22 protein-coding genes are annotated in these 24,360 nt (G+C 67.3%); 16 read left to right on the top strand and 6 right to left on the bottom strand.

What is annotated here, in order from left to right:
• Positions 1-44 precede the first annotated feature (44 nt).
• Positions 45-2,483 carry a transketolase-like TK C-terminal-containing protein gene (locus tag OSH07_RS02430; protein ID WP_266337006.1) on the top strand — a complete coding sequence of 813 codons (2,439 nt, stop codon included), beginning with the start codon at positions 45-47 and terminating at the stop codon, positions 2,481-2,483.
• Positions 2,484-2,742: 259 nt separating this feature from the next.
• On the opposite strand, the gene OSH07_RS02425 is transcribed toward OSH07_RS02430, so the two are convergent.
• From OSH07_RS02425 to OSH07_RS02410, 4 genes are all read right to left on the bottom strand, one after another.
• On the bottom strand, positions 2,743-3,786 hold the full coding sequence (locus OSH07_RS02425; RefSeq protein WP_266337005.1) for a cupin domain-containing protein: 1,044 nt from the start codon (positions 3,784-3,786) through the stop codon (positions 2,743-2,745).
• Positions 3,787-3,901: 115 nt separating this feature from the next.
• A complete protein-coding gene (locus OSH07_RS02420; protein WP_266337004.1) occupies positions 3,902-4,723 on the bottom strand; it encodes an inositol monophosphatase family protein in 822 nt (273 codons plus the stop codon).
• Positions 4,724-4,819: 96 nt separating this feature from the next.
• Positions 4,820-6,133 carry a sensor histidine kinase gene (locus OSH07_RS02415; RefSeq protein ID WP_266337003.1) on the bottom strand — a complete coding sequence of 438 codons (1,314 nt, stop codon included), beginning with the start codon at positions 6,131-6,133 and terminating at the stop codon, positions 4,820-4,822.
• Positions 6,130-6,852 carry a response regulator gene (locus OSH07_RS02410; protein WP_266337002.1) on the bottom strand — a complete coding sequence of 241 codons (723 nt, stop codon included), beginning with the start codon at positions 6,850-6,852 and terminating at the stop codon, positions 6,130-6,132. Before OSH07_RS02410 ends, OSH07_RS02415 begins: the two co-directional genes overlap by 4 nt.
• Before the next feature lie 278 nt (positions 6,853-7,130).
• Between OSH07_RS02410 and OSH07_RS02405 the strand changes: the two genes are divergently transcribed.
• The 15 genes from OSH07_RS02405 to OSH07_RS02335 all read left to right on the top strand — a co-directional run bounded on the left by OSH07_RS02405 (position 7,131) and on the right by OSH07_RS02335 (position 21,618).
• Complete coding sequence (locus OSH07_RS02405; protein WP_266337001.1) at positions 7,131-7,829, top strand: hypothetical protein; 699 nt, start codon at positions 7,131-7,133, stop codon at positions 7,827-7,829.
• 114 nt (positions 7,830-7,943) lie between these two features.
• Positions 7,944-8,201: a DUF1344 domain-containing protein gene (locus OSH07_RS02400; RefSeq protein ID WP_266337000.1), complete on the top strand. Its 258-nt coding sequence runs from the start codon at positions 7,944-7,946 to the stop codon at positions 8,199-8,201.
• A gap of 286 nt (positions 8,202-8,487) precedes the next feature.
• Positions 8,488-9,534: a substrate-binding domain-containing protein gene (locus tag OSH07_RS02395; RefSeq protein ID WP_266336999.1), complete on the top strand. Its 1,047-nt coding sequence runs from the start codon at positions 8,488-8,490 to the stop codon at positions 9,532-9,534.
• Positions 9,535-9,751: 217 nt separating this feature from the next.
• Positions 9,752-10,783 carry an ABC transporter permease gene (locus OSH07_RS02390; RefSeq protein WP_266336998.1) on the top strand — a complete coding sequence of 344 codons (1,032 nt, stop codon included), beginning with the start codon at positions 9,752-9,754 and terminating at the stop codon, positions 10,781-10,783.
• Positions 10,780-11,754, top strand: a complete 975-nt coding sequence (locus OSH07_RS02385) for an ABC transporter permease (RefSeq protein ID WP_266336997.1) — start codon at positions 10,780-10,782, stop codon at positions 11,752-11,754. Before OSH07_RS02390 ends, OSH07_RS02385 begins: the two co-directional genes overlap by 4 nt.
• A 2-nt stretch (positions 11,755-11,756) precedes the next feature.
• On the top strand, positions 11,757-13,292 hold the full coding sequence (locus OSH07_RS02380) for a sugar ABC transporter ATP-binding protein (RefSeq protein WP_266336996.1): 1,536 nt from the start codon (positions 11,757-11,759) through the stop codon (positions 13,290-13,292).
• Positions 13,293-13,309: 17 nt separating this feature from the next.
• Complete coding sequence (locus OSH07_RS02375; protein WP_266336995.1) at positions 13,310-14,305, top strand: GntR family transcriptional regulator; 996 nt, start codon at positions 13,310-13,312, stop codon at positions 14,303-14,305.
• Between the two features lie 74 nt (positions 14,306-14,379).
• On the top strand, positions 14,380-14,562 hold the full coding sequence (locus OSH07_RS02370; protein WP_266336994.1) for a hypothetical protein: 183 nt from the start codon (positions 14,380-14,382) through the stop codon (positions 14,560-14,562).
• A 161-nt stretch (positions 14,563-14,723) separates the two neighbouring features.
• A complete protein-coding gene (locus tag OSH07_RS02365) occupies positions 14,724-15,398 on the top strand; it encodes an HAD family hydrolase (protein ID WP_266336993.1) in 675 nt (224 codons plus the stop codon).
• Positions 15,395-16,351 carry a sugar-binding transcriptional regulator gene (locus OSH07_RS02360; protein ID WP_266336992.1) on the top strand — a complete coding sequence of 319 codons (957 nt, stop codon included), beginning with the start codon at positions 15,395-15,397 and terminating at the stop codon, positions 16,349-16,351. Before OSH07_RS02365 ends, OSH07_RS02360 begins: the two co-directional genes overlap by 4 nt.
• Before the next feature lie 264 nt (positions 16,352-16,615).
• The gene (locus OSH07_RS02355; RefSeq protein ID WP_266336991.1) at positions 16,616-17,929 is read left to right on the top strand and encodes an ABC transporter substrate-binding protein; all 1,314 of its coding nucleotides are present in this window, start codon (positions 16,616-16,618) and stop codon (positions 17,927-17,929) included.
• Positions 17,930-18,054: 125 nt separating this feature from the next.
• Positions 18,055-18,927, top strand: coding sequence for a carbohydrate ABC transporter permease (locus OSH07_RS02350; RefSeq protein ID WP_266336990.1), 873 nt, complete (start codon positions 18,055-18,057; stop codon positions 18,925-18,927).
• 18 nt (positions 18,928-18,945) lie between these two features.
• Positions 18,946-19,776: a carbohydrate ABC transporter permease gene (locus tag OSH07_RS02345; protein WP_266336989.1), complete on the top strand. Its 831-nt coding sequence runs from the start codon at positions 18,946-18,948 to the stop codon at positions 19,774-19,776.
• Positions 19,777-19,797: 21 nt separating this feature from the next.
• Positions 19,798-20,802: an ABC transporter ATP-binding protein gene (locus OSH07_RS02340; RefSeq protein ID WP_266336988.1), complete on the top strand. Its 1,005-nt coding sequence runs from the start codon at positions 19,798-19,800 to the stop codon at positions 20,800-20,802.
• 39 nt (positions 20,803-20,841) lie between these two features.
• A complete protein-coding gene (locus OSH07_RS02335; RefSeq protein ID WP_266336987.1) occupies positions 20,842-21,618 on the top strand; it encodes an SDR family NAD(P)-dependent oxidoreductase in 777 nt (258 codons plus the stop codon).
• On the opposite strand, the gene OSH07_RS02330 is transcribed toward OSH07_RS02335, so the two are convergent.
• Positions 21,619-23,058, bottom strand: a complete 1,440-nt coding sequence (locus tag OSH07_RS02330; RefSeq protein ID WP_266336986.1) for a UdgX family uracil-DNA binding protein — start codon at positions 23,056-23,058, stop codon at positions 21,619-21,621.
• A gap of 2 nt (positions 23,059-23,060) precedes the next feature.
• Positions 23,061-24,281: a putative DNA modification/repair radical SAM protein gene (locus tag OSH07_RS02325; RefSeq protein ID WP_266336985.1), complete on the bottom strand. Its 1,221-nt coding sequence runs from the start codon at positions 24,279-24,281 to the stop codon at positions 23,061-23,063.
• Positions 24,282-24,360: the final 79 nt, after the last annotated feature.

Raw genomic sequence — 24,360 nt, 5'->3', positions numbered from 1 at the left:
CGGCCCGGTCCATTCTGAATTTCTGGATCGATGGAGGATCGTCCATGCCGACCGCCCCTACCCCGTCTTCGCCAACCCCGGACCGCCTCGCCATGCTGGCGGAGCTGGAGAAGAAGATCCTCTGGCTGGCGGCGTGGACCATCCATAGCGCCAACCACCTCCGCGACAATGCGGAAGGGATCAAGGTGGGCGGCCACCAGGCCTCCTCGGCCTCGCTGGCGACGATCATGACGGCGCTCTATCTCGACGTGCTGCGCCCGCAGGACCGCGTCGCGGTCAAGCCGCATGCGAGCCCGATCTTCCACGCGATCCAGTATCTGCTCGGCCGCCAGACGCGCGAAAAGCTGGAAAACTTTCGCGGCTACAAGGGCGCCCAAAGCTACCCGTCGCGCACCAAGGACATTGACGGCGTCGATTTCTCGACCGGCTCGGTCGGCCTCGGCGTGGCCCAGACGCTGTTTTCCTCGCTGGTGCAGGACTATGTCCGCGCCAAGGGCTGGAGCGGCGAGCATCCCGAAGGCCGGATGATCGCGCTCGTCGGCGACGCCGAGATGGACGAGGGCAACATCTTCGAAGCCCTGCTCGAAGGCTGGAAGCACGGCCTGCGCAACACCTGGTGGATCGTCGACTACAACCGTCAGAGCCTCGACGCCGTGGTCCGCGAGGGCCTCTGGCAGCGCTTCGAGGCAATCTTCCAGAACTTCGGCTGGGATGTCGTCGTCCTGAAGTATGGCGTGCTGCTGGAAGCCGCCTTCCAGGAGCCGGGCGGCGAGCGCCTGCGCGACTGGATCGACAATTGCCCGAACCAGCTCTATTCGGCGCTCTGCTTCCAGGGCGGCGCGGCGTGGCGCAAGCGCCTCCTCGACGAGATCGGTGATCAGGGCCCGGTGACAAGGCTGATCGAGGCGCGCAGCGACGCGGAACTCGCCCGGCTGATGACCAACCTCGCCGGCCACGACCTGCCGACGCTGCTCGACGCCTTCGCCAAGGCAGGCCAGCATGACCGGCCGACCTGCTTCATCGCCTACACGATCAAGGGCTTCGGCCTGCCGCTCGCCGGCCACAAGGACAATCATGCCGGGTTGATGAACCCGACCCAGATGGACGCGTTCCGCACCGCGATGAACGTCCGTCCGGGCCATGAATGGGAGAACTTTGAAGGCCTTTCGGCCGAGCCTGCCAAGCTGCAGGCCTTCCTCGACGCCGTGCCGTTCAACCAGCGCAAGCCGGCTTCCGTCGCGCCGCATATCGACGTGCCGGCCGTGCTGCCGGCACCCGGCGTCGGCGGCAAGGAGCTCTCGACCCAGGCAGGCTTCGGCCAGATCCTGAACGAGATCTCGCGCGAGGACAGCGACTTCGCCAACCGCATCGTCACCACCTCGCCCGACGTCACCGTCTCGACCAATCTCGGCCCCTGGGTCAACCGGCGCGGCCTGTTCGCGCTCGAGAACATGGCCGACACCTTCAAGTCGGAGCGGATTCCCTCGACCTTCAACTGGGAATTCTCGCCCTCGGGCCAGCATCTCGAACTCGGCATCGCCGAGATGAACCTGTTTCTCATGCTCTCGGCGCTCGGCCTCAGCCACTCCATCAACGGCGAGAGGCTGCTGCCGATCGGCACCCTCTATGACCCGTTCATCTATCGCGGCGCCGATGCGCTCAACTATGCCTGCTACCAGGATGCGCGCTTCATCCTCGTCGCCACGCCGTCTGGCATCACGCTGGCGCCGGAAGGCGGCGCGCACCAGTCGATCGGCACGCCGCTGATCGGCATGGCGCAGGACGGCCTAGCCGCCTTCGAGCCGGCCTTCGTCGACGAACTCGCCACCATCCTCCGCTTCGGCTTCGACTACATCCAGCGCAATGGCGAGGGCGACCCGGACGAGCGCACCTGGCTGCGCGACCAGACCGGCGGCTCGATCTATCTGCGCCTGTCGACCCGTCCGCTCGAGCAGCCGACCCGCACCATCGACGAGGAACTGTCACGCGCCATCGTCGACGGCGCCTACTGGCTCAGGAAGCCCGGCCCGAACGCCGAGGTCGTCATCGCCTATACCGGAGCCGTCGCGCCCGAGGCGATCGAGGCGACCGGGTTGCTCGCCGAGGACCGCCGCGACATCGGCCTGCTCGCCATCACCTCGGCCGACCGGCTGAACGCCGGCTGGACGGCGGCGGGCCGTGCCCGCGAGCGCGGCCTCGTCCATGCCAAGTCGCATGTCGAACGGCTGTTCGCCGACCTGCCGCATCATTGCTCGCTGGTCACGGTGCTCGACGGCCATCCGGCGACGCTCGGCTGGCTCGGCTCGGTCGGCGGCCACCGCACTCGTTCGCTCGGCGTCGAGCATTTCGGCCAGACCGGCACCATCGCCGATCTCTACCGCCACCACGGCATCGACGCGCAGGCGATCGTCCGCGCCGCCCTGGCGCTCGCGCCGGAGCGGCCGGTCCGCTACCTGCGCGAAGCCTCGGGGCCGGGCGTGTAGGAGGGAAAACCTGCTTTCACCTCTCCCACCGGAAGAGGTCGACGCACGAAGTGCGGCGGGTGAAGGCCTAGGGACCCATCCGGGAGAGGGCTTAGCCCCTCACCCGGACCTGCGGTCCGACCTCTCCCCCTGAGAGAGGTGAAGAGGCGGCAACCCGGCTGGATGGATCCCGGATATCCGCTTCGCTGCGTCCGGGATGACGGCGAGCGTGGGGTGCGGAACGGCGCCGGTCTCTCCGACCGACGCCTCGGAAACCGCGTCAGCCGGTGCGCTTCGGCACGAAGAAGTGCTCTTCCTTCGGCAGCTTCGCCACCGTCTCGGCCGGCAGGCCCAGATTGGTCGAGAGCACAGCCGGCGGATTGGTCGCGAGCCAGGTCGACAGCTCGTTCGATTCATATTTCGGGCTGTTGAAACCGATCAGCACGCGCAGCACGCCGGGGCCGGTGTTCTTGATGTAGTGGCCCGACCCCATCGGGGCATAGCCGATATCGCCCGCCTCGTACTGGTCGATGACGACGTTGCCCTCGGCCAGGAACACCGCCATCTCGGCTGTGCCCTCGATGAAATACTGCCACTCATCGGCATTCGGGTGCCAGTGCAGCTCGCGCAGCGCGCCCGGCTGGATCTCCAGCACCGAGCCCGCCATGGTCGTCGAGATCGGGAATTCGTCGACCGTCACCGTGCGCTGCACGCCGCCGCCCGGCACCCGGCGCGGCACCTGCGCCATCAGAGGATAGCGATGGACGGTGACCAGCTCCGGTTCCTTGCGCGGCGCCGAGATGAACGAGGCGTCGTCAGGCACCGGGCCCTTGGCGAAATAGGCCTCGCCCTTCGGCAGCTTCGCCACGTCCTCGAGCGAGATGCCAAGGCTCTGCGCCACCACGTCGGGCGGCGTGCGCGATAGCCAGTCGGTGATCGAGAAGGTGTGGTCCTCGGAGAAGTCGCCATTGTCGAAGATCAGGATGAAATGGCACTCGCCCGGCCCGATCCCCTGGATCGAATGGCCCCAGCCGCGCGGGAAATACCAGACATCGCCGGGCGCGAAGGTGTCGATCGCCGAGCTGCCGTCGGGGCGCATCAGCGTGGTGCGGCAATTGCCGGAAACGACATAGCCCCATTCGGCGGCGTTGGCATGCCAGTGCAGCTCGCGCATGCTGCCCGGCTCCAGCCGCATCGACACGCCGGCAATGCCGACGCTCGCCGGAAACTCGTGCACGGAAGCGCCGCGCGTGACGCCACCCGGCCCCAGCCGCGGCGTCTCCTTTTCGAGACGGTATTTGAAGGACAATGTCGTTTCGACCACAGGCGACTCCTTGGAGGTGCAGGGAAACCGAAGCGTGCCTACACCAATAGGATGCGGCGGCCGCCTTGACCAGAGACGCCGCGCCGGCCAGCGAGCCTGCGCGGCGGCTTCCGATTCAGGCGATCGTCTCGGTCGAGGCACCGGCCTTTTCCAGCAGGGCGACGAGGCCGGCCTTCATCTGCGGCGCGCCGCCGGCGATGCGGTTGCCCTCGAGCATGCCCTCGCCGGCGAGGAAGTCGTTGTGCCAGCCGCCGGCCTCCTTGATCAGGCAGAGCCCGGCCAGGCAATCCCAGGAATTGATATGCTGCTCGTAGTAGCCGACGAGCCGGCCGCAGGCGACATAGGCGAGCATCAGCGCGCCGGAACCGTTGCGATAGAACATGCCGCCGGCTTCCAGCAGAACGGTGACGAAGCGGCCGACATCTTCCGGCGGAATGCGGTGATTGCTGCCGAAGCCGAGCAGGCCGTCCTCGATCGCGCGCGTCGGCGCGACCGCGATCGGCGCGCCGTTCAGGAAGGCGCCAAGGCCCCTGGCGCCGGCGAAGAACTCGTCGCTGACCGGCGCGTAGATGACGCCGATCTCGGCCTCGCCGGCGAAGGCGACGGCGATCGACACGCACCAGTGCGACAGGCCGTTCAGGAACGGGCTGGTGCCGTCGATCGGATCGACCACCCAGAGCACGCCGGACTTGCCCTCGACGAGGCCATCCTCCTCGCCGAGCACGCCGTCCTCCGGGAAGGCCTCGGCGATGCGGGCGCGGATCAGCACCTCGACCTCGCGGTCGGCGATGCTGACGACATCCTGGCCGCCATGCTTGAATTCGACGGCAAGCGTCGAGAGGCGCTCGAAATAGCCGAGCGCCAGCGCGCCCGCCTCGCGCGCGATTTCCTGGGCCAGGGTGAAGCGGGCGGTGCGGTCTTCGATCGAAAGGGTCACTGTGATTGGGTCCGTTCAGGCGTGGTTCCGCCCGAACGGTAGCACAGGCCCATGAAGCGGATGCAACAGGCTGAATCCGCTCCGCGCGAAGCGGCTCTAGACCGGCGCATCCATCTTCGTCGGCGCGAACACCAGCGGCAGGCTGATTTCCTGCACCAGCCCGCCGCCATCGCCATTGCGGATGACGATCCGCCCGCCGAGACGCTCGACGATTTCCTTGGCGATGGCGAGGCCGAGACCGGCGCCAGGAACCGACTGGCGGCGGGCCGGATCGACCCGGAAAAACGGCTCGAAAGCACGCTCGATCATCTCGGGCGGAATGCCCGGCCCGTGGTCGACGATGCGGATCATCGCGACGTCGCTCAGCCGCAGCACGCTGATCGTGCCGCCGCCGCCATGCGTCGCCGCGTTGATCATCAGGTTGCGCAGCGCCCGCGTCAGCGCCAGCGGCGCGGCCGCCACCTCGGCCTTTTCCAGCACGCCGACCTCGATCCGTTGGCCCTGCACGGCCAGCTCGGTAGCGAGGCGGCGGACGAATTCGTCGAGCTTCAAGGGCTCGTGGCCGCCCGCCTCCACTTCCTCGCGCACGAGGCGGATGGCGCTGTCGGCGATCCGGTCGAGCTCGTCGAGGTCGTTCAGCCAGTTCTGGCGCTCGTCGTCGTCGAGGAATTCGGCGCGGAGCCGCATCCGCGTCATCGGCGTCCTGAGGTCGTGGCCCGCCGCCGCGACGAGGCGCATCCGGCTCTCCATCGCGCTTTTCAGCCGGGCCGAAAGGCGATTGAGCGCCCCAGCGGTGGCGCGCGTCTCGGCCGAGCCGGTCTCCGGCAGCGGCGGCAGCACGCCATCCGGTCCGACGGAGGCAATCGCCGATTCGATCATCTGCAGCGGCCGGGTCAGGCGGTAGGCGATCACCAGCGCGATGCCGGCGGCGCCGACGATGATCGCCAGCATCCAGCCGATCAGGATGACCCAGCCAGCCTGCGGCGGCGCCGTGTTGGAGAGCGGCACGGCGATGTAGCCGAGGTCGTCGATCGGTATCGAGACGATCGGCGGCGCGTGCGGCCTGGGCTGCGTCACGATCACGTCGCGCGGGCGGCCGATATGCACCAGCACCTCGCGCAGCGCCTGCGTCAGCCCCTCATGCTCGGGACCGCGCGCCGGCTTCTCGCGGATGCGCAGGCCGAGATCCTTGCCGCGCATCGTGCCGCGCTGCACCTCGCCTTCGCGAAAATCCTCGGGATGGCGCTCGACCAGTTGGGCGATCAGGTCGATCTGGATCGCCGCCGGGCCGAGCGAGCGCTCCGGCCCCGGCCGGCCGATGACGCTGACGGCGACGAGCGTGGCGAGGCCGACGACGGCAACGATGGCGCCGATGACGAGCAGGCCGATCTTGAGACGGAGCGAATTCACGCCGGCGCCTCCGTCTCGACCTTGACCGCCAGCTGGTAGCCGCCATTGCGCACGGTCTTGAAGATCTGGAACTTGCCGTCGTCGCCGAGCTTGCGGCGCAGCCGGCTCATCAGCACGTCGATCGAGCGGTCGAGCGGATCCGCCTCGCGACCCTGGGTCAGGTCGAGCAGCTGCTCGCGCGACAGCACGCGGCCGGGACGGTCGAGAAAGACGATCAGCAGGTCGAACTCCGCGCCGGTCAGCGCGATCTCGGCGCCATCCGGATCGACCACGGCGCGCGTCGCCGGCGACACGACGAAGCCGGCGAAGCCATAGCTGGCGGTCGCCGTCGCCGTCTCGACCATCTCGCCCGAACGGCGCAGCACGGCGCGGATGCGCGCCAGAAGCTCGCGCGGGTTGAACGGCTTGCCGAGATAGTCGTCGGCGCCGATCTCGAGCCCGATGATGCGGTCTACATCCTCCTTCAACGCCGTCAGCAGGATGATCGGGATATGCGGCTTGCGATCGCGCAGCTGGCGGCAGATATCGAGGCCGGAGCCGTCCGGCAGCATGACGTCGAGCACGATCAGGTCGATCTGCTGGGTGGCGAGCTTTTCTTCCAGCTCGCGCTTGTCGGCGGCCAGCGTGACGCGCAGGCCCTGGCCGTCGAGATAGCGGCCGAGCAGCCGGCGGATTTCAAGATCGTCGTCGACGACCAGTATGTGCGGCGGGTTTGGCATCTCGTCGTCCCGTCTCTTGAAGCGTTCTCTCTCGAACCTGTCCATGGGGCCGGCGGGACATTGTCCGCCAGCGCGCTATCTCGCGTTGCCAGAAGCTGTACCGGCTCGATTCCCGCCCGGGGCGAGATTTTCGTAACCGATCGTCACAAAGCGCCCGGCAGCAACAGTTTGTAACAAGAATGCCGAAGCGGGACATGCTCGGCAACGAAACGACCTAGCGAGGAAACGGCGGCTTCCTAGTTTCGGCCTGCGTTCAGCAACCCAATTGGAGGACATCCATGAAACGCGCTCTCGCAGCTTTCGCCGTCGTCACGGTCGCCAGCGTCTCGGCGATCGCCGCCACGCAGGCCCAGGTGCCGGCCAAGAACGAGCAGGTCGCCCAGGCTTCGGATTCCGAACGCGGCCAGCCCGATATGCGCCGCGGTCCGCATGGCCGCGATCACGGTCGCGAACAGGGCCGTCGCGGTCCGCGCGGCGAGCGGATGCAGATGTGGCTCGCCCAGAACCTCAACGCGGCCGAGACGCTGATCGGCATCCGCGCCGACCAGCATGACGCCTGGCGCGACTATACCAACGCACTGCTGGCCATGTTCCAGCCGCCGGCTCGCCCGGCCGTCGCCCCCGACGCCAATGCGGAGCCGGCCCCCTTCGCCCGCGAGGAACGGCTGATCCAGAACGTCACCGACCGTGCCGCCAAGGCTGCCGAACTGTCGAAGGCGATCGACGCGCTCAAGGCCAAGCTGACCCCCGAGCAGCTGACCAAGCTCGCCAACGCCGATCTGCGCTTCGGTCCGCCGATGGGGCCGGGCGGTCCCGGTCGCGGCCCGCACGGCCATGGTCCGCACGGCCACGGCCCGATGGATCGCGGCGGCCCGCAGGGCGGCCCCGACGACATGAACGGCCCCGGCCCTGGCGGCAATGACGCGCCTGACGACGGCGGCCCCGACGCCGGCCCGGACGCCGGCCCGGCCGAGTAGCCCGACACCGAACCTCGCCCCCCACGGACGCGGACAGAACGCGAACCACTCCCCCCGGTGGTTCACGCCGCGTCCGAACCTGCCCGAACGAACGTCCAACAAAGAGAATACCAAATGCGCAAGCTTATCCTCGCTGCCGCTTCCCTTGCCTTCCTCGCCTCCGGCGCCGCGGCGATCGCCGCCGAGGAGACCGAAGGCACCGTGATCAATGTCAACGCCTCGTCCGGAACGCTGACCCTGCAGGGCGGCCAGACCTACCATTTCGCCAATGGCACCCAGCTCCTCGGCGTCGTGCCGGGCCAGGTCATCGGCGTCGCCCACCAGGGCAGCGAGGGCCTCGGCGCCTTCAACCCGCATCCCGCCAGCAACTGATCGGCGAACGGGCGCTCCGCACGCGCCCTGGCCGCCCACGTCCGGGAACGCTTTCCGGATTGCCGCGTTGACGAACTGAAACTGACCTCCAAATCTGACCTCCCCAATGCGGCCCCGCCCTGAACCCCAGGGGCGGGGCCATTTTTTATGCCGCCCCAAGACCCGGAAGCCGCCCGGGAAGCCTCCCTACGCACGGCATATTGCACGCGATATGCGTTCGTGCTTACATCGCTTCCGCGAACGTGGACTGGAGGAGCAGGCCGCGCTGTCGCCGAGGGAGGACATCATGATTCAACGCCACCGTGGCGCGCGCTCGCGCGTCCTGCCGATGCTTGCCGCCGCCCTGCTCGGGCTCGCCGCCGGCGCCGCGCATGCTTCCGACAACAAGATCGCGCTCATTCCGGGCGGCCCGCATCCGTACTTCGCCCCCTGGGAACAGGCCGGCAAGGACGCGGCGAAGGACTTCGGCATCGCCGCCGTCGACTTCAAGGTTCCGGCCGAGTGGAAGCTGAACCTGCAGACCGAACTGGTCGAGAGCCTGGTCACCCAGGGCTACACCGCGTTCGGCATTTTCCCGGGCGACGCCGTCGGCATCAACCAGACCGTCGAGGAACTCACCGCGAACAACATCCCGGCCGCGGCGCTTGCCGGCTGCGCGCAGGACCCGACCAAGATGTCGTTCTGCCTCGGCACCGACGTCTTCAACTCGGCCTATCTCGGCACTCAGGCGCTGATCAAGGCGATGGGCGGCAAGGGCAAGATCGTGCATCTCGCCGGCCTGCTCGTCGATCCGAACACCAAGCTGCGCATGGACGCGGTCGAGAAGGCCGTCAAGGAAACCAACGGCGCGGTCACCATCGTCCAGCACATCACCGACACCGATGCGCAGGAAGCGGCCGACCAGAAGATCAACGCCCTGCTCGGCGCCCAGAAGGACGAGATCGACGGCATGGTCTCGACCGCCTACATCCCGTCGGTGGTCGCCGCCAAGTCGCTGCGCAATCTCGGCGACAAGCGCATCAAGCTGGTCGGCATCGATGACGACCAGATCGTCCTCGACGGCATCAAGGACGGCTTCGTCGCCGGCACGATGGCGCAGAACCCGTATGGCCAGGGCTATGTCGGCGCCTATGTGCTTGACCTGATCGCCAGTGGCACCTGCACGGTCAAGGCCGACGCGCCGTGGATCAAGACGCCGCAGACCGAGCACTTCATCGACTCGGGCACGCTTCTGATCTCGAACGACAATGTCGGCACCTACAAGGACGACCTGAAGAAGATCACGGGCGAGATCCAGTCCACCTTCAAGGACAAGTATCTCACCTGCAAGTAAGCGGTTCCGCGGGTCGGCCTCAAGGCCGACCCGCGTGCTGCCGGATTCACGGCCGGCGCCGGGTTGATTCACCTCTCCCATGGGGAGAGGTCGGACCGAAGGTCCGGGTGAGGGAATACGTCCTCTCCGGAGACGTCCCAACCCCTCACCCGCCAGCTGCGCCGTCGACCTCTCCCTGTAGGAGAGGTGAAGTGGCCACCTCACACATGGCTTCACCATGACCCTTGCCGTTTCCTCCGATTCCCGCGCCCGGCCTTCCTGGCTGGCGGAACAGTCGAACCTGATCGGCCTCGCCGCCATCATCGTGCTGTTCTGGGTGTTGTTCACCAGCCTCGCGCCCGGCTTCGTCTCGTCGTTCAACCTGTTCGCGCTGTCGCGTTCGCTCGCCGTCGACGTCGTCATCGGCTTCTCGACCATGGTGGTGCTCGCCACCGGCGGCATGAATCTCGCCATCGGCTCGATCGGCGTCTGTGCGGTGATGGCGTCGGGCTACATGATGCAGACGCTCGGCCTGCCAATCCCGGTCGCCATGGCGCTGGCGCTGCTGCTCGGCGCCTTCCTCGGCTGGCTGAACGGCTTCGTCATCGTCCGCTCCGGCGTCAATTCCTTTATCATCACGCTTGCCAGCGCCAGCCTGTTCCTCGGCGCCATGCTGATCCTCTCCAAGGCGCAGACCTTCAATGCGCTGCCGCCGGAGATCGCCGCCTTCGGCCGCATGCGCTGGAAGTTCATCTCGCCGCTGCTGTTCATCGCGCTCGGTCTCGGCGCCGCCCTCGTCGTGCTGTTCCGCTTCACGGCGCTTGGCCGCGAGATCCTCGCCGCCGGCGCCAACGCCCGCGCCGCCGAGCTTTCAGGCGTGCCGGTCGGCCGCGCCATCATCATCGCCCACACCCTGTCGGGCGCGCTCGCCGCATCGGCCGGCCTGATGCTGGTGATCCGCCTCGGCGCCGCCATGCCGTCGATCGGCCAGGACTGGCTGCTGCCTTCGTTCCTCGCGCCAGTGCTGGGCGGCACGCTGCTGGCCGGCGGCTATGTCTCCGTGGTCGGCACCATTCTCGGCGCCTTCCTCGTCACCACCATCCGCTCCGGCCTGCTCGTCATGCAGGTCGGCAATTTCTGGCTCCAGCTCTTCCTCGGCCTGATCCTGCTCGCCGCCGTCATGCTGGACCGCTATCGCGGCATCTATGCCGAACGTCGCAGCCTGGGCCGCAAGGATGCCGGCCGCCGCGCGTCAGGAAAAAGCGCATGAGCACCATGACCCGCAACACGACCTTCGGCCAACGCTTCCTCGCCAATGAATGGTCGGCGCTCGCCATCGCCATCGCCATCGGCCTGGTCACGCTCGCCGTGCTGTCGCCGGCCTTCCTGACCGAATTCAATCTCTATGTGATGCTGCGCTCGTTCTGCGTCGTGCTGATCGTCGCCTTCGCGCAGATGCTGACGCTCGCCGTCGGCCAGATGAACCTGTCGGTCGGCGCGCTCGGCGGCCTCGTCGCCATCGCCGTCGGCGGCATGATGGAGAAGTGGGGCTTCCCGGTTCCCGTCGCGATCCTCTGCGGCCTCGCCATCGGCGCCGCCGGCGGCCTGATCAACGGCCTGCTGACGGTGCGCACCGGCATCAACGGCTTCATCATCACGCTCGCCACCGCCTCGGCCTTCACCGGCATCAATCTCGGCATCACCGAGTCGATCCCGTTCTACAATCTGCCGGCAAGCTTCGTCGCCTTCGGCACCGAGCGCTTCTACGCGCTGCCCTACCTGCTGCTGCCGCCGGTCCTGATCGCCATCGCGCTCGCCTTCTTCCTGGCCCGCACCGTGCCCGGCCGGCAATTGCTCGCCGTCGGCGGCAATCCGCAGGCGGCCGAGCTTTCCGGAATCCCGCGCGACCGCGTCATCGTCATGGCGCATACGCTCTCCGGCCTGCTCGCCGGCGCCGCCGCCATCCTCGCGGTGGCGCAGCTCGGCTCGGCCCAGCCGACCATCGGCGCCGACTGGCTGCTGATGTCCTTCGCGGCGCCGATCATCGGCGGCGCGGCGCTGACCGGCGGCCATATCTCGGTCGCCGCCACCGCGCTCGCCGTCGTGCTGATCGTCATCATCCAGAACGGCATGGTGCTCGCCAAGGTCGATCCCTACTGGGTGCAGTTCCTGCTTGGCGCCCTGATCCTCGCCGCCGTCGGGTTGAACCGGCTGCGCGCCGTCCGCGCGGGAGGCGCCTGATCATGCGGCTCACCATCGAAGGCATCGGCAAGGATTTTCCCGGCGTCACCGCGCTCGACGAGGTCTCGTTCGAGATCCTGCCCGGCGAGACCCACGCCCTGATGGGCGAGAACGGCGCGGGCAAGTCGACGCTGATCAAGATCATCACCGGCCTCTACCGGCCGGATCGCGGCCGCCTGCTCGTCGACGGCAAGCCGGTCGACTTCACCTCGCCGCGCGACGCCATCGCCGCCGGCATCTCGGCCGTGCACCAGGAGCGCAACCTGATCCCGCGCTTCACCGTCGGCGAGAACATCATGATCGAGCGACCGCCGACCCGGAACGGCGTCATCGACTTCGAGCGGGTGCATGCCGAAGCGCGCAAATTCCTCGACATGATCGACCCGTCGATCGACACCCGCACCGAGGTGCGTCATCTCTCGGTGGCGCAGATGCAGATCGTCGAGATCGCCAAGGCGCTGTCGCTGGAAGCGCAGGTGCTGCTGCTCGACGAGCCGACCGCCTCGATCACCGGCCATGAGGCCGAGGCGCTCTTCGCCGTCGTCCGGCGCCTGCGCGCCGAAGGCAAGGCGATCGTCTTCGTATCGCACAAGCTCGAAGAGGTGATGGCGATCTCCGACCGCGTCACCGTGCTGCGCGACGGCCGCGTTGCCGCCGCCGGCGAGCCGATCGCCAGCATGAACCGCGGCAAGATCGTCTCCGCCATGATCGGCCGCGAGGAACGCGTCGCCGAAATGGGCGCGCGCGACGTCGACCGCTCGAAGGTGGTGATGGAGGCGAAGGACGTCACCACCTCCTTCGGCCACAGGGGCGTCAGCTTCCGCCTGCACAAGGGCGAGATCCTCGGCCTCTACGGCCTCGTCGGCGCCGGCCGCACCGAGCTGGCGCGGGCGCTGATCGGCGACGGCAAGGTCGTTTCCGGTGAACTGCGGCTGAACGGCCAGCCCGTCACGATACCCGACGTGCCGACCGCCATCCGCCGCCACCGCCTCGGCTACATCTCGGAAGACCGCAAGGCGGAAGGACTGATCCTCGCCCACCCGATCCGCTCCAATGTCGCGATCACCGTCTGGCGGCGGATCGCCTCCGCCCTCGGTCTGATCACGCGATCGAACGAGCGCCGGCTGGTGCATCCATTGGTCGAGAAACTCGAGGTCAAGACGCCCTCGATCGAGCAGGCCGTCGGCAAATTGTCCGGCGGCAATCAGCAGAAGGTGTCGATTGCCAAGTGGCTCGCGGCAGGCGTCGAGATCCTGATCATCGACGAGCCGACGGTCGGCATCGACATCAAGACCAAGACGGCGATCCACGAGCTGATCGGCGAGATCACCCGCGAGGGGCTTTCGGTACTGCTGATCTCCAGCGACATGCCGGAGATGATCACGCTGGCCGATCGCATCCTGGTGATGCGCGACTTCACCCTCGCCGGCACGATCGAGAACTCGCATCGCTACGAGCCGATGAGCCGCGAGATCATGGGCTTCATCCATGCGGGCGAGGAGACGTCGCCGGTGGCCGCCGGCGCGGCGCGCGCTTGAACTGAGAGGGACAGGCGATGATGCCGGCCGATGCGCAGGCCGACGAGGCCGGGCTGCCGCTCTACGAGGTGATCTACCGGGCGCTGCGCCGGCAGATCGTCGACGGCACGCTGCCGGCCGGGCTGGTGGTCGGCGAGACGGCGCTGGCGCGGGCGTTCCGCTCCAGCCGCATCCCCGCCGGCGCGGCGCTGCGGCGGCTCGAGGACGAGGGCCTGGTGACGCGCTTCGGCGGCCGCGGCCTGATGATCGGCGCCGACGACGGCGCGCCGCCGCTCCGCCTCGACCTGGTCGAGGCCGGCCTCGTCCTGCCGGATGCCCGCGCCCTGCAGCCGACGGCGCGCAACCGCCGCGCCACGATCTATCCCGAGGTCGAGCACATCGTCGCGTGCTGCCTGCCCTATGGCCGCTTCCAGCTCAACGAGAGCCTGCTGGCCGAGCATTACGGCGTCAGCCGGACGGTGGCGCACGAGGTGCTGACGGCGCTCGACCGCGCCGGCCTCGTCACCCAGGACAGCAACCAGCGCTGGTATGCCGGGCCGCTGACGCCGGAGCGGATGCACGAGCACTTCGAAATGCGCTGGCTGCTCGAACCGCTGGCGCTGGAGCAGGCCTGGCCGACGCTGCACCGCCGCGACCTCGTCGCCAAGCGCGAGCGCATCCGCGCCGTGCAGTCCGGCAAGCGCTCGGCCGAGCTTCTGGAACGGCTGGAGCACGATTTGCATGTCGACACCGTCCAGCGCTGCGCCAACAGCCAGCTGCGCGAGGCGATCCACCGCAGCCAGCTGCCGCTGATCGCCATGCACGACACCTACCAGATCCTGCCCGACGCCGAAGAGATGCTGGCCGAGCACCTCGCCGTGTTCGATTGCCTGATCGCCGGCGAACCGGCCCGGGCCCAGCGGGCTCTGGAGCAGCATCTGCGCCGTTCGCTCGGCCCCAACAAGGAGCGGCTGGCGAATGGCGACCGGCTGGCGCCGCTGCGGCCCGTCCCCTTCCTGATCGCGGTCGGCTGAACCAATCGCCTCCGGGGCGGGAACCCGGACCGCGCCGGCGTGTTTTCCCCGCAGGGAAACCAAGGAGACACGCCATGTCGACGCCCTATGACAAGGACAAGCCCGGCGGCAACAGCAGCTTCGGCAACCGGAACCGCCCCCCCGATATCCAGGGCGACGATCCCGGCAAGCAGGCGGAGCCGCATGACCCCGCCCGGCCCGATCCCGCCAAGGTGCCGCCATCCGGCGCGCCACCGCGCCCTGGCCGCGACAGCTGATCGGTTCGGACCGGTGCGCCTGCACACCGCGCCGGTCCGAGGCGGCGGGCCCGAATGCCCCCGATTCCGGCCTGCCGCCGCATTTTCAATGAACAATTGCTCTCCATCAGATTTAATGCTCTGCTGCAAGCCTCCGCTCTCGAGCCAAGGCAGGCAGGGTCGTGTCGGCGTTCGAACTGGTCGTCTTCGATCTCGACGGGGTTCTCGTCGACAGCGAAATCATCGCCTGCGGCTGCCTGCGGGAGACCCTCGCCCGGCACGGCGTCGAACTGGATCTGAACGAGGTATTCGAGCGCTTCCTCGGCCGCAGCTTCAGCGTCGTCGAGACGGACTACCAGCGCCGCACCGGCCACCCCTTGCCGGCAAGCTTCCCCGCCGAGCTCAATGCGCTCCTCATCGCCCGTTACCGGACCGCGCTGCGGGTCATGCCCGATGCGACCCGGCTGCTCCGCAGCCTCCGCACGCCGCGCTGCATCGCCTCGTCGAGCACGCCGGAACGCATCCGCCTGTCGCTCGGCCTGACCGAGCTTGGAGAGTTCTTCGACGCCAATGTCTTCAACACGACGATGGTCGCGCGCGGCAAGCCGGCGCCGGACCTCTTCCTGTTCGCCGCCGAGAAAATGGGCGCACGGCCGGATCGGGCCCTCGTCATCGAGGACAGCGTCAGCGGCGTCATCGGCGGCAAGGCCGCCGGCATGACGGTCTGGGGATTTGTCGGCGGCAGCCACTATACCGGGCGCGAAGCAGGCGGCATGCTGCTCGACGCCGGCGCCGACCGAATCGTCGAGAGGATGGCGGACCTCCTGCCGCATCTATCAGAAGCAATCCCGCCATGACCGCCACCGATCTGGAACGCTCCCGCCTCGATGACGCCGCCCGCGCGGGCTGGCTCTATTTCATCGCCGGCAACACACAGGACGCGATCGCCCGGAAGCTCAACGTGTCGCGGCCGACGGCGCAGCGCCTTGTCTCGCTGGCGCTTTCCGAGCGGCTGATCACCTTCCGCCTCGATCATCCCATCGCCGCCTGCATGGAGCTGGAGGCACGGCTGACCGAGCGCTACGGCCTCGGCCACTGCCAGATCGTGCCATCCGACCCCGGCTCGGAGAACGCCGTCGTCGGCATCGCCGAGGCGGCCGCCGACTTCCTCGAGCAGCGCCTGCGCGCCACCGAGCCGATCGTCGTGGCGCTCGGAACCGGACGAACGCTCCGCGCCGCCGTCGAGCAGATCCCCCGCCTCGCCTGCCCGCGACACCGCCTCGTCTCGCTGGTCGGCCACATCTCGATGCAGGGTTCGGCCAGCTTCTTCGACGTGCTGGCGCGCCTTTCCGACCTCGTCCAGGCGCCGCATTTCCCCATGCCGCTGCCCGTCGTCATGCCGACGCGCGGCGAGCGCGACCAGTTGATGCGGCTGGAGCCGGTGCGGCGTATCTGCGAACTGGCGGAGGCGGCCGATGTCTCGCTCGTCGGCATCGGCCGGATGGACGAGAATGCGCCGCTCTTCATCGACGGCTTCATCTCGGCCTCGGAACTCGAAGAAATGCACCGGCTCGGCGCGGTCGGCGAAGTCACCGGCTGGGCCTTTGATGCCCAGGGCCAGATCATCGCCGGCGGCACCAATGAAAGGCTGACCAGCGTGCCGCGCGAGGTGCCGGCCACCCGATTGGTCGTCGGCTGCGCCATGGGACCCGGCAAGGTGCTGGCGATCCATGCCGCGCTGCGTGGCCGCATCATCAACGGCCTGATCACCAACGAGACGACGGCGAAGACCCTGCTCGATCTCGGCTGAGCAAGGCCGCCTTTCGCCCCGCCTTCGCGGGTTGCGGCGCCGGCAGGCCCGGACCGGACCGTATCCAGCCGATGCCGCACCGCAGCATCCGGCCTGCCCTTTGAAATTCCTCCCGAAACTTCCCCTGCGGCAGCTTGGCGCCCTCGACGGCAAGCCGGCTTCGCTGCCCTGCGGCAACGAATTGCCATTGACACGCCTGCAATTTCGGATTGAGCGTATGATCATCGCTGTAGCAATTGCTCGCAGCGCATCTGGGAGGATGACATGAGGATTGTGATCGGCGCCCTTCTCGGCGCAGCTTCCATTCTGGCCATCGGCCAGGCCGCGGCCGCCACCAAGCTCACCATCGCCACCGTCAACAATGGCGACATGGTGCGCATGCAGTCGCTGACCGACGACTTCAAGGCGAAGAACCCCGACATCGACCTCGAATGGGTCACGCTGGAAGAGAACACGCTGCGCCAGAAGGTGACGACCGACATCGCCACCAAGGCCGGACAGTTCGACGTGCTGACGATCGGCACCTACGAGGTGCCGATCTGGGCCAAGAAGGGCTGGCTGGTGCCGCTCGACAATCTCGGCGCCAACTACGACGTCGATGACCTGCTGCCGCCGATCCGCGCCGGCCTGTCGCTCGACGGCAAGCTCTACGCGGCGCCATTCTACGGCGAGAGCTCGATGGTGATGTACCGCAAGGACCTGTTCGACAAGGCCGGGCTGAAGATGCCCGAGCAGCCGACCTGGGACTTCATCGCTGACGCCGCCAAGAAGATCACCGACAAGGATAATGGCGTCTATGGCATCTGCCTGCGCGGCAAGGCCGGCTGGGGCGAGAACATGGCCTTCCTGACCGCCATGTCGAACTCGTTCGGCGCCCGCTGGTTCGACGAGAAATGGCAGCCGCAGTTCGACCAGCCGGAATGGAAGAACACGCTGAATTTCTACGTCAACCTGATGAAGGAAGCCGGACCGCCGGGAGCGGCCTCGAACGGGTTCAACGAGAACCTAGCGCTGTTCAACTCCGGCAAGTGCGGCATGTGGATCGACGCCACCGTCGCCGCCTCCTTCGTGACCAACCCGAAGGATTCGAAGGTCGCCGACAAGGTCGGCTTCGCGCTCGCCCCCAATAACGGCCTCGGCAAGAACGCCAACTGGCTGTGGGCGTGGTCGCTGGCGGTGCCGGCCGGCTCGAAGAAGGCCGACGCAGCGGAGAAGTTCATCAGCTGGGCGACCAGCAAGGACTATCTGAACCTCGTCGCCTCGAAGGAAGGCTGGGCGAACGTGCCTCCCGGCACGCGCGCCTCCCTCTACGCCAATCCGGAATACCAGAAAGCGGCGCCCTTCGCGAAGATGACGCTCGACTCGATCAACTCGGCCGATCCGGACCATCCGACGGTGAAGCCGGTGCCCTATACCGGCGTGCAGTTCGTCGCCATCCCCGAATTCCAGGGGCTCGGCACGGCGGTCGGCCAGCAATTCTCCGCAGCTCTCGCCGGTTCGTCGACGGTCGACGCGGCGCTCGCCGCCGCCCAGGCGACCGCAACCCGGGAAATGACCAAGGCCGGCTACATCAAGTAGCCCGCGCTCCGTGCTCGCCCGGCCCGTTCCGCGGGCCGGGCTCCGGGCCTCCCAAGGACTGCCACCCGACCTCGGCCGGGTGGACCTTTTTTAGGGCAGATCGAAACGGATCAAGGGCGAAGGCCGTGGCCACGAAGCAGTCGACTACTCTCGGACGCATCCTCTCGGCGCCGTCGATCATCCTGCTGTTCCTCTGGATGATCGTACCGCTGGCGATGACGATCTGGTTCTCGCTCCTGCGCTACAACCTGCTCGACCCCGGCCAGGAAAGCTTCGTCGGCCTGCTGAACTACCAGTATTTCCTCACCGACCCCGCCTTCTTCACGGCGCTCTTCAACACGCTGATCCTGGTCGGTTCGGTGCTCGTCATCACGGTGGTCGGCGGCGTGCTGCTGGCGCTTCTGATGGACCAGCCGATCCTCGGCCGCGGCATCGTCCGCCTGATGGTGATCGCGCCGTTCTTCGTCATGCCGACCGTGTCGGCGCTGGTCTGGAAGAACCTGCTGATGCATCCCGTCTCCGGGCTGTTCGCCTGGATCGCGACGCTGATCGGCGTGCAGCCGATCGACTGGTTCACCAATGTGCCGCTGTTCTCGATCATCCTGATCGTCGCCTGGCAATGGCTGCCCTTCGCCACGCTGATCCTTCTGACGGCGCTGCAGTCGATGGACGAGGAGCAGAAGGAGGCGGCCGAGATGGACGGCACGCCGGCGCTGTCCTTCTTCATCTACATGACGCTGCCGCATCTCGCCCGCGCCATCACCGTCGTCATCCTGATCGAGACGATCTTCCTGCTCTCGGTCTTCGCCGAGATCTTCGTCACAACCGGCGGCGGACCCGGCCTGCAGACAACCAACATCGCCTTCCTCGTCTATGCGCAGGCGCTGCTGCAATACGACGTCGGCGGCGCCTCGGCCGGCGGCATCGTTGCCGTCGTCCTCGCCAACATTGTCGCCATCTTCCTGGTCCGCCTCATCGGCAAGAACCTCGACGCCTAAGCATCGGAACGCTCGATCATGGCCAGACGCATCACGACGACCCGCAGGATCACCGCCACGGCTGGCGGCTGGCTCGCCGGCTTCATCATCTTCTTCCCGATTCTCTGGATGGTGCTGACCAGCTTCAAGACCGAGCTCGACGCCTTCTCGACGCCACCGCAATTCCTGTTCTTCCACTGGACGACCGAGAACTACGGCATCGTCCAGCATCGTAGCGACTACATCCATCACGCGATGAACTCGATCATCCTGGCGCTCGGCTCGACCGCGCTCGGGCTCCTGATCGGCATTCCCGCCGCCTGGGCGATGGCCTTCGCGCCGACCAAGCGGACGCGCAGCACGCTGCTCTGGATGCTCTCGACCAAGATGATGCCGCCGGTCGGCGTGCTGGTGCCGATCTACCTGATCTATCGCGACACCGGCCTGCTCGACACGCATGGCGGCCTGATCTTCATCGAGTTCATGGCCAACCTGCCGATCATCGTCTGGATGCTCTACACCTATTTCAAGGAAATCCCGAAGGACATCCTCGAGGCGGCGCGCATGGACGGCGCCACCATCGGCAAGGAGCTCCTCTACGTGCTGACGCCGATGGCGATCCCCGGCATCGCCTCGACCGTGCTGCTCAACATCATCCTCGCCTGGAACGAGGCGTTCTGGACGCTGAACCTGACCACCGTCAACGCGGCGCCGCTGACCGTGTTCATCGCCTCCTATTCGAGCCCGGAAGGGCTGTTCTGGGCCAAGCTCTCCGCCGCCTCCACGCTCGCCATCGCGCCGATCATGGTGCTCGGCTGGTTCAGCCAGAAGCAGCTGGTGCGCGGTCTCACCTTCGGCGCCGTCAAGTAATCCGGTCACGGGAACAACACCATGGGCAAGATCGAACTGGTTGGCGTCGAGAAGACCTTCGGCAGCGTCAACGTCATCAAGGATGTCGACCTGACCGTCGAGGACGGTGAGTTCGTCGTCTTCGTCGGCCCGTCGGGCTGCGGCAAGTCCACCCTGCTGCGGCTGATCGCCGGGCTCGAGGACGTCACGCGCGGCATCATCCGCATCGACGGCCTCAACGTCGTCGACCTGCCGCCGGCGAAGCGCGGCCTGTCCATGGTGTTCCAGTCCTACGCGCTCTACCCGCATATGAGCGTGCGCAGCAATATCGGCTTCGGGCTGAAGATGGCCGGGATGCCGAAGGCCGAGATCGCGCAGAAGGTCGAGGCGGCGGCGGCGGTGCTCAACCTCACCCCCTATCTCGACCGCCGGCCGGGCCAGCTTTCCGGCGGCCAGCGCCAGCGCGTCGCCATCGGCCGCGCCATCGTGCGCGAACCGAAGGCGTTCCTGTTCGACGAGCCGCTCTCGAATTTGGATGCAGCATTGCGTGTAAACATGCGGCTGGAGATCGCCCGGCTGCAGAACTCGCTCGGCACCACGGCGATCTACGTGACGCACGACCAGATCGAGGCGATGACGCTCGCCGACAAGATCGTCGTCCTGAACGCCGGCCAGATCGAGCAGGTCGGCTCGCCGCTCGAACTCTACGAGCATCCGCAGAACCTGTTCGTCGCCGGCTTCATCGGCTCGCCGAAAATGAACTTCGTCACCGGCGCGGCGGCGGAAAAGCGCGGCGCGACGACAATCGGCATCCGGCCGGAGCATGTCGCGACCTCGCAGACATCGGGCGAGTGGGACGGCGTCGTCAGCGTCGCCGAGCATGTCGGCAGCGACACCTTCCTCTACGTGACGGTGCCGGAGATCGGCGACATCACCGTGCGGGCGGTCGGCGAACTGGCGCTGAAGCCGGGCGAACGCGTTTTTCTCACACCGGATTCGACGCATATCCACCGGTTCGACCGTGACGGCAAGGTGATCGTTCAGTAGCTTGACGTCGCCCCACGGCGAATTCTCAGGAGGAAAAGAATGTATTTCGAAAAGCTTCGGCTCGACGGCAAGGTCGCGCTCGTGACGGGCGGCGGCCAGTCGATCGGCCTGGCTACCGTCGAGGCGCTGGCCGAAGCCGGCGCCAAGGTGATCATCGCCGACCGGGACGAGGCGGTCGCCAAGGCCGGCCAGGCCAGCCTGAAAGCCAAGGGCCATGACGTCGACGTGGTGGTGATGGACGTGACCGACTCGGCCCGCGTCAACCAGGTCGCGGACGAGGTCGTCGCCAAGCATGGCAGGATCGACATCCTCGTCAACAATGCCGGCATCGCCCGCAGCATGGTGCCGGCCGAGACGGTCGCCGACGAACTCTGGCTGAACGTCATCGACGTCAACCTGAACGGCACCTACTGGTGCTGCCGCGCCTTCGGCAACCACATGCTGAAAGCCGGCCGCGGCTCGATCGTCAATATCGGCTCGATGTCCGGCCTGATCGTCAACAAGCCGCAGGAGCAGGCGTCCTACAACGCCTCGAAGGCCGCCGTTCACCACCTGACCAAGTCGCTGGCGGCCGAATGGGGCTCGCGCGGGGTCCGCGTCAACGCCGTGGCGCCGACCTATATCAACACGCCGCTGGCCGCCAACGTCCTCAAGGAAAACCCTGACATGGCGGAAGCCTGGCTCGGCGGCACGCCGATGGGCCGCATGGGCGAGACCGACGAGATCGCCTCGGTCGTGCATTTCCTCGCCAGCGACGCGGCCAGCCTGATGACCGGCTCGATCGTCTCGGCCGACGGCGGCTATACCTGCTGGTAGTCAGGCCGATTGCGCCAACGCGGCCACCCGCTTGAGATCGTCCAGAAAGCGCGCGTACTCGCGCGCTTTTTCGTTTTGGTCGGGCAGGCGCAGCAGGAAGGACGGATGGATCGTCGCCAGCAGCGTCGCGCCGCCCCCGGTCGTCAGGAACTGCTCGCGCGCCGAGGCCAGCGTCATCGTCTTTCCGGTCAGGCTCCGCACCGCCGTCAGCCCGAGCGCGACGACCAGGCGCGGCCTGAGGATCGCCAGTTCCTGCGCCAACCAGTCATGGCAGGCGACGATGTCAGCGACATCAGGCTTCTGGTGCAGCCGGCGCTTGCCGCGCGGCACGAATTTGAAGTGCTTCACCGCATTGGTGACATAGACGCGGCCACGATCGATACCGACGTCGCGAAGCGCCGCATCGAACACCTGGCCCGCCGGCCCCACGAAGGGCTTCCCCGCCAGATCCTCCTGGTCGCCCGGCTGCTCGCCGACAAAGACGATATCGGCGTCCTCAGGCCCCTCGCCAAAGACGGTCTGCGTCGCCGGCGCCCAGAGCGGGCAACGCCGGCAGCCCGCCGCCTCGGCCCGCAACGCCGCGATCGTGCCGGCCATTGCCGGCGCTTCGGCCAGTGCAGCGGGCGCGGGCCGCTGCGGTCTCGGATTTTCTGGTGTCGCGGCTGACTGAACCATCTCGGCGCTCCTTCGCTCCGCCTGGTCGATCAGCGGTTTAATGAGCAAAGCCTCGGGCAGGTTGCGCCAGTATTTCCTGGGCATCTCCGACATCATCGCCTGCACCTTGAGCCGGGCGGGATTGAAGATCGCCGCGTAGTAACGCCGCCAGAGATCCTCCAGCGCGTCCTCGCCGGGAGCGGCCGAGCGATCGACGCCCTCCGAAAAGCGCAGGACCTCGCCATCCCAATGCACGCTGCGCTCCGGCGTCAGGATCGACCAGCGCATCGAGGCAAAGCGGCGGACGAAGAAGGGCGCCGCCGCCTCGACGATGTGATGCTCCGGCTCGAACCAGGCGATGAAGCATTCGCCCGCCTCCGTCTCGACGGCGCGGAAGCGGACGAAGGCATGCATCTTGTGAATGTCGCGCCGCACCGCCCTGGCGAGGCTATTGAGACGGACATTGAGCGGATCGACGCTGTCCTCGAACGCATCGTGATCGTTCCTGAGTCGGCAAAGCATCTTGTAGAGCAGCGCGAAACGTTCGGGATCCGCATGCAGGATCGCGGTTTCGGCGAGATCGAGAAAGGCGCGCGGCACGGCGAAGGCCGGCCCCTCCGGCGACGCTGCCGTCGGTTCTGAAGACACCGCGCCAAAGAGATCGACGCTTTCGCCGGCCACGCTCCAGACCACCTCGGCCGGATCGACGCCCTGCCGCGCCAGCCGCCGCGCGGCATCGCGCCAGCCCTCAAAATCGGTCGGTCCTGCAAGCGCGATGCGGTGCATGGCTAGAACGGCAGTTGCATCTGCGCCGGTTTCGGCCGCAGCAAGGCGGGCAGGCGTTCCGAATCGAGCAGGCCGGACGCCTTGTGGTCGCCGAGCACGACGAAGGGCATCAGCTTGGCGAGCGGCAGGCGCAGCCGGGCGAGGTCGTCGCTTCGCAGCGTGCGATGGCGGCGGGCGGAGATGAGCCGTTCCACCGTTTTGGCGCCGAGCCCCGGTACGCGCAAGAGCTCCTCGCGGCCGGCGCGGTTGAGATCGACGGGAAAGCGGTCGCGATGGGCGAGCGCCCAGGCGAGCTTCGGGTCGATATCGAGGTCGAGCATGCCACCCTGGCCGCCGATCTCCGACACCTCGAAGCCGTAGAAGCGCAGCAGCCAGTCGGCCTGGTAGAGCCGATGCTCGCGCATCAGGGGCGGAGCGGCCGGCGGCAGCTTGCGGCTCGCATCGGGGATCGGGCTGAAGGCGGAGTAATAGACCCGCTTCAGCCTGTAGGAGCCATAGAGATTGGCGGAGAGATCGAGGATCGAGCGGTCGGTCGATGCGTCGGCGCCGACGATCATCTGCGTGCTCTGGCCGGCCGGCGCGAAGCGGCGCGCATGCTTCAGGTGCTGTTCCGATTTCGCCTCGTCGAGCTTCAGCCGCAGCCGGCCCATGGTGCGGCGGATCGACGGAACGCTCTTTTCCGGCGCCAGCGCCGCCAGCCCCTGCTCGGTCGGCAGCTCGACATTGATCGACAGCCGATCGGCATAGAGCCCCGCCTCGGTGATCAGCGCCTCGCTCGCCTCGGGAATCGTCTTCAGGTGGATGTAGCCCTGGAAGCCGTGCTCGACCCGCAGCGACCGCGCCACCGCCACCACCTGCTCCATTGTGTAGTCGGGATTGCGGATGATGCCGGAGGAGAGGAACAGGCCTTCGATATAGTTGCGGCGGTAGAAATCGAGCGTCAGCTTGACGATTTCCGCGATGGTGAAGCGGGCGCGCGGCACGTTGGACGAGGCGCGGTTGACGCAATAGAGGCAGTCGAAATTGCAGGCATTGGTCAGGAGCACCTTCAGGAGCGAGATGCAGCGGCCGTCCGGCGCATAGGAATGGCAGATGCCCATGCCCTCGGTCGAGCCGATGCCCTTGCCGGCGGCCGCGTGCCTGGTATCGGTGCCGCTCGAGGCGCAGGACGCGTCATACTTGGCCGCGTCCGCCAGGATCCCGAGCTTTTCTAGCAATTCCATCGCCGCCACCTTTCGTATGTTCACGATATGTTCTAGGGTGACAACCCGTTGACGGCAAGGGGGCCGCCGATCGCGGGAG

It is taken from the genome of Kaistia nematophila, assembly GCF_026343855.1.
GTDB lineage: Bacteria > Pseudomonadota > Alphaproteobacteria > Rhizobiales > Kaistiaceae > Kaistia > Kaistia nematophila.
Note: the sequence above shows the minus strand (reverse complement) of the source record. Positions and strands in the feature narration are given on the sequence as shown.

What these genes read in the sequence shown, in the direction of transcription:
- OSH07_RS02430 (WP_266337006.1), top strand. Translation starts at nt 45, where the DNA reads ATGCCGACCGCCCCTACCCCGTCTTCGCCAACCCCGGACCGCCTCGCC.
- OSH07_RS02410 (WP_266337002.1), bottom strand. Translation starts at nt 6,852, where the DNA reads ATGCCAAACCCGCCGCACATACTGGTCGTCGACGACGATCTTGAAATC.
- OSH07_RS02405 (WP_266337001.1), top strand. Translation starts at nt 7,131, where the DNA reads ATGAAACGCGCTCTCGCAGCTTTCGCCGTCGTCACGGTCGCCAGCGTC.
- OSH07_RS02400 (WP_266337000.1), top strand. Translation starts at nt 7,944, where the DNA reads ATGCGCAAGCTTATCCTCGCTGCCGCTTCCCTTGCCTTCCTCGCCTCC.
- OSH07_RS02395 (WP_266336999.1), top strand. Translation starts at nt 8,488, where the DNA reads ATGATTCAACGCCACCGTGGCGCGCGCTCGCGCGTCCTGCCGATGCTT.
- OSH07_RS02390 (WP_266336998.1), top strand. Translation starts at nt 9,752, where the DNA reads ATGACCCTTGCCGTTTCCTCCGATTCCCGCGCCCGGCCTTCCTGGCTG.
- OSH07_RS02385 (WP_266336997.1), top strand. Translation starts at nt 10,780, where the DNA reads ATGAGCACCATGACCCGCAACACGACCTTCGGCCAACGCTTCCTCGCC.
- OSH07_RS02380 (WP_266336996.1), top strand. Translation starts at nt 11,757, where the DNA reads ATGCGGCTCACCATCGAAGGCATCGGCAAGGATTTTCCCGGCGTCACC.
- OSH07_RS02375 (WP_266336995.1), top strand. Translation starts at nt 13,310, where the DNA reads ATGATGCCGGCCGATGCGCAGGCCGACGAGGCCGGGCTGCCGCTCTAC.
- OSH07_RS02370 (WP_266336994.1), top strand. Translation starts at nt 14,380, where the DNA reads ATGTCGACGCCCTATGACAAGGACAAGCCCGGCGGCAACAGCAGCTTC.
- OSH07_RS02360 (WP_266336992.1), top strand. Translation starts at nt 15,395, where the DNA reads ATGACCGCCACCGATCTGGAACGCTCCCGCCTCGATGACGCCGCCCGC.
- OSH07_RS02355 (WP_266336991.1), top strand. Translation starts at nt 16,616, where the DNA reads ATGAGGATTGTGATCGGCGCCCTTCTCGGCGCAGCTTCCATTCTGGCC.
- OSH07_RS02345 (WP_266336989.1), top strand. Translation starts at nt 18,946, where the DNA reads ATGGCCAGACGCATCACGACGACCCGCAGGATCACCGCCACGGCTGGC.
- OSH07_RS02340 (WP_266336988.1), top strand. Translation starts at nt 19,798, where the DNA reads ATGGGCAAGATCGAACTGGTTGGCGTCGAGAAGACCTTCGGCAGCGTC.
- OSH07_RS02335 (WP_266336987.1), top strand. Translation starts at nt 20,842, where the DNA reads ATGTATTTCGAAAAGCTTCGGCTCGACGGCAAGGTCGCGCTCGTGACG.
- OSH07_RS02330 (WP_266336986.1), bottom strand. Translation starts at nt 23,058, where the DNA reads ATGCACCGCATCGCGCTTGCAGGACCGACCGATTTTGAGGGCTGGCGC.
- OSH07_RS02325 (WP_266336985.1), bottom strand. Translation starts at nt 24,281, where the DNA reads ATGGAATTGCTAGAAAAGCTCGGGATCCTGGCGGACGCGGCCAAGTAT.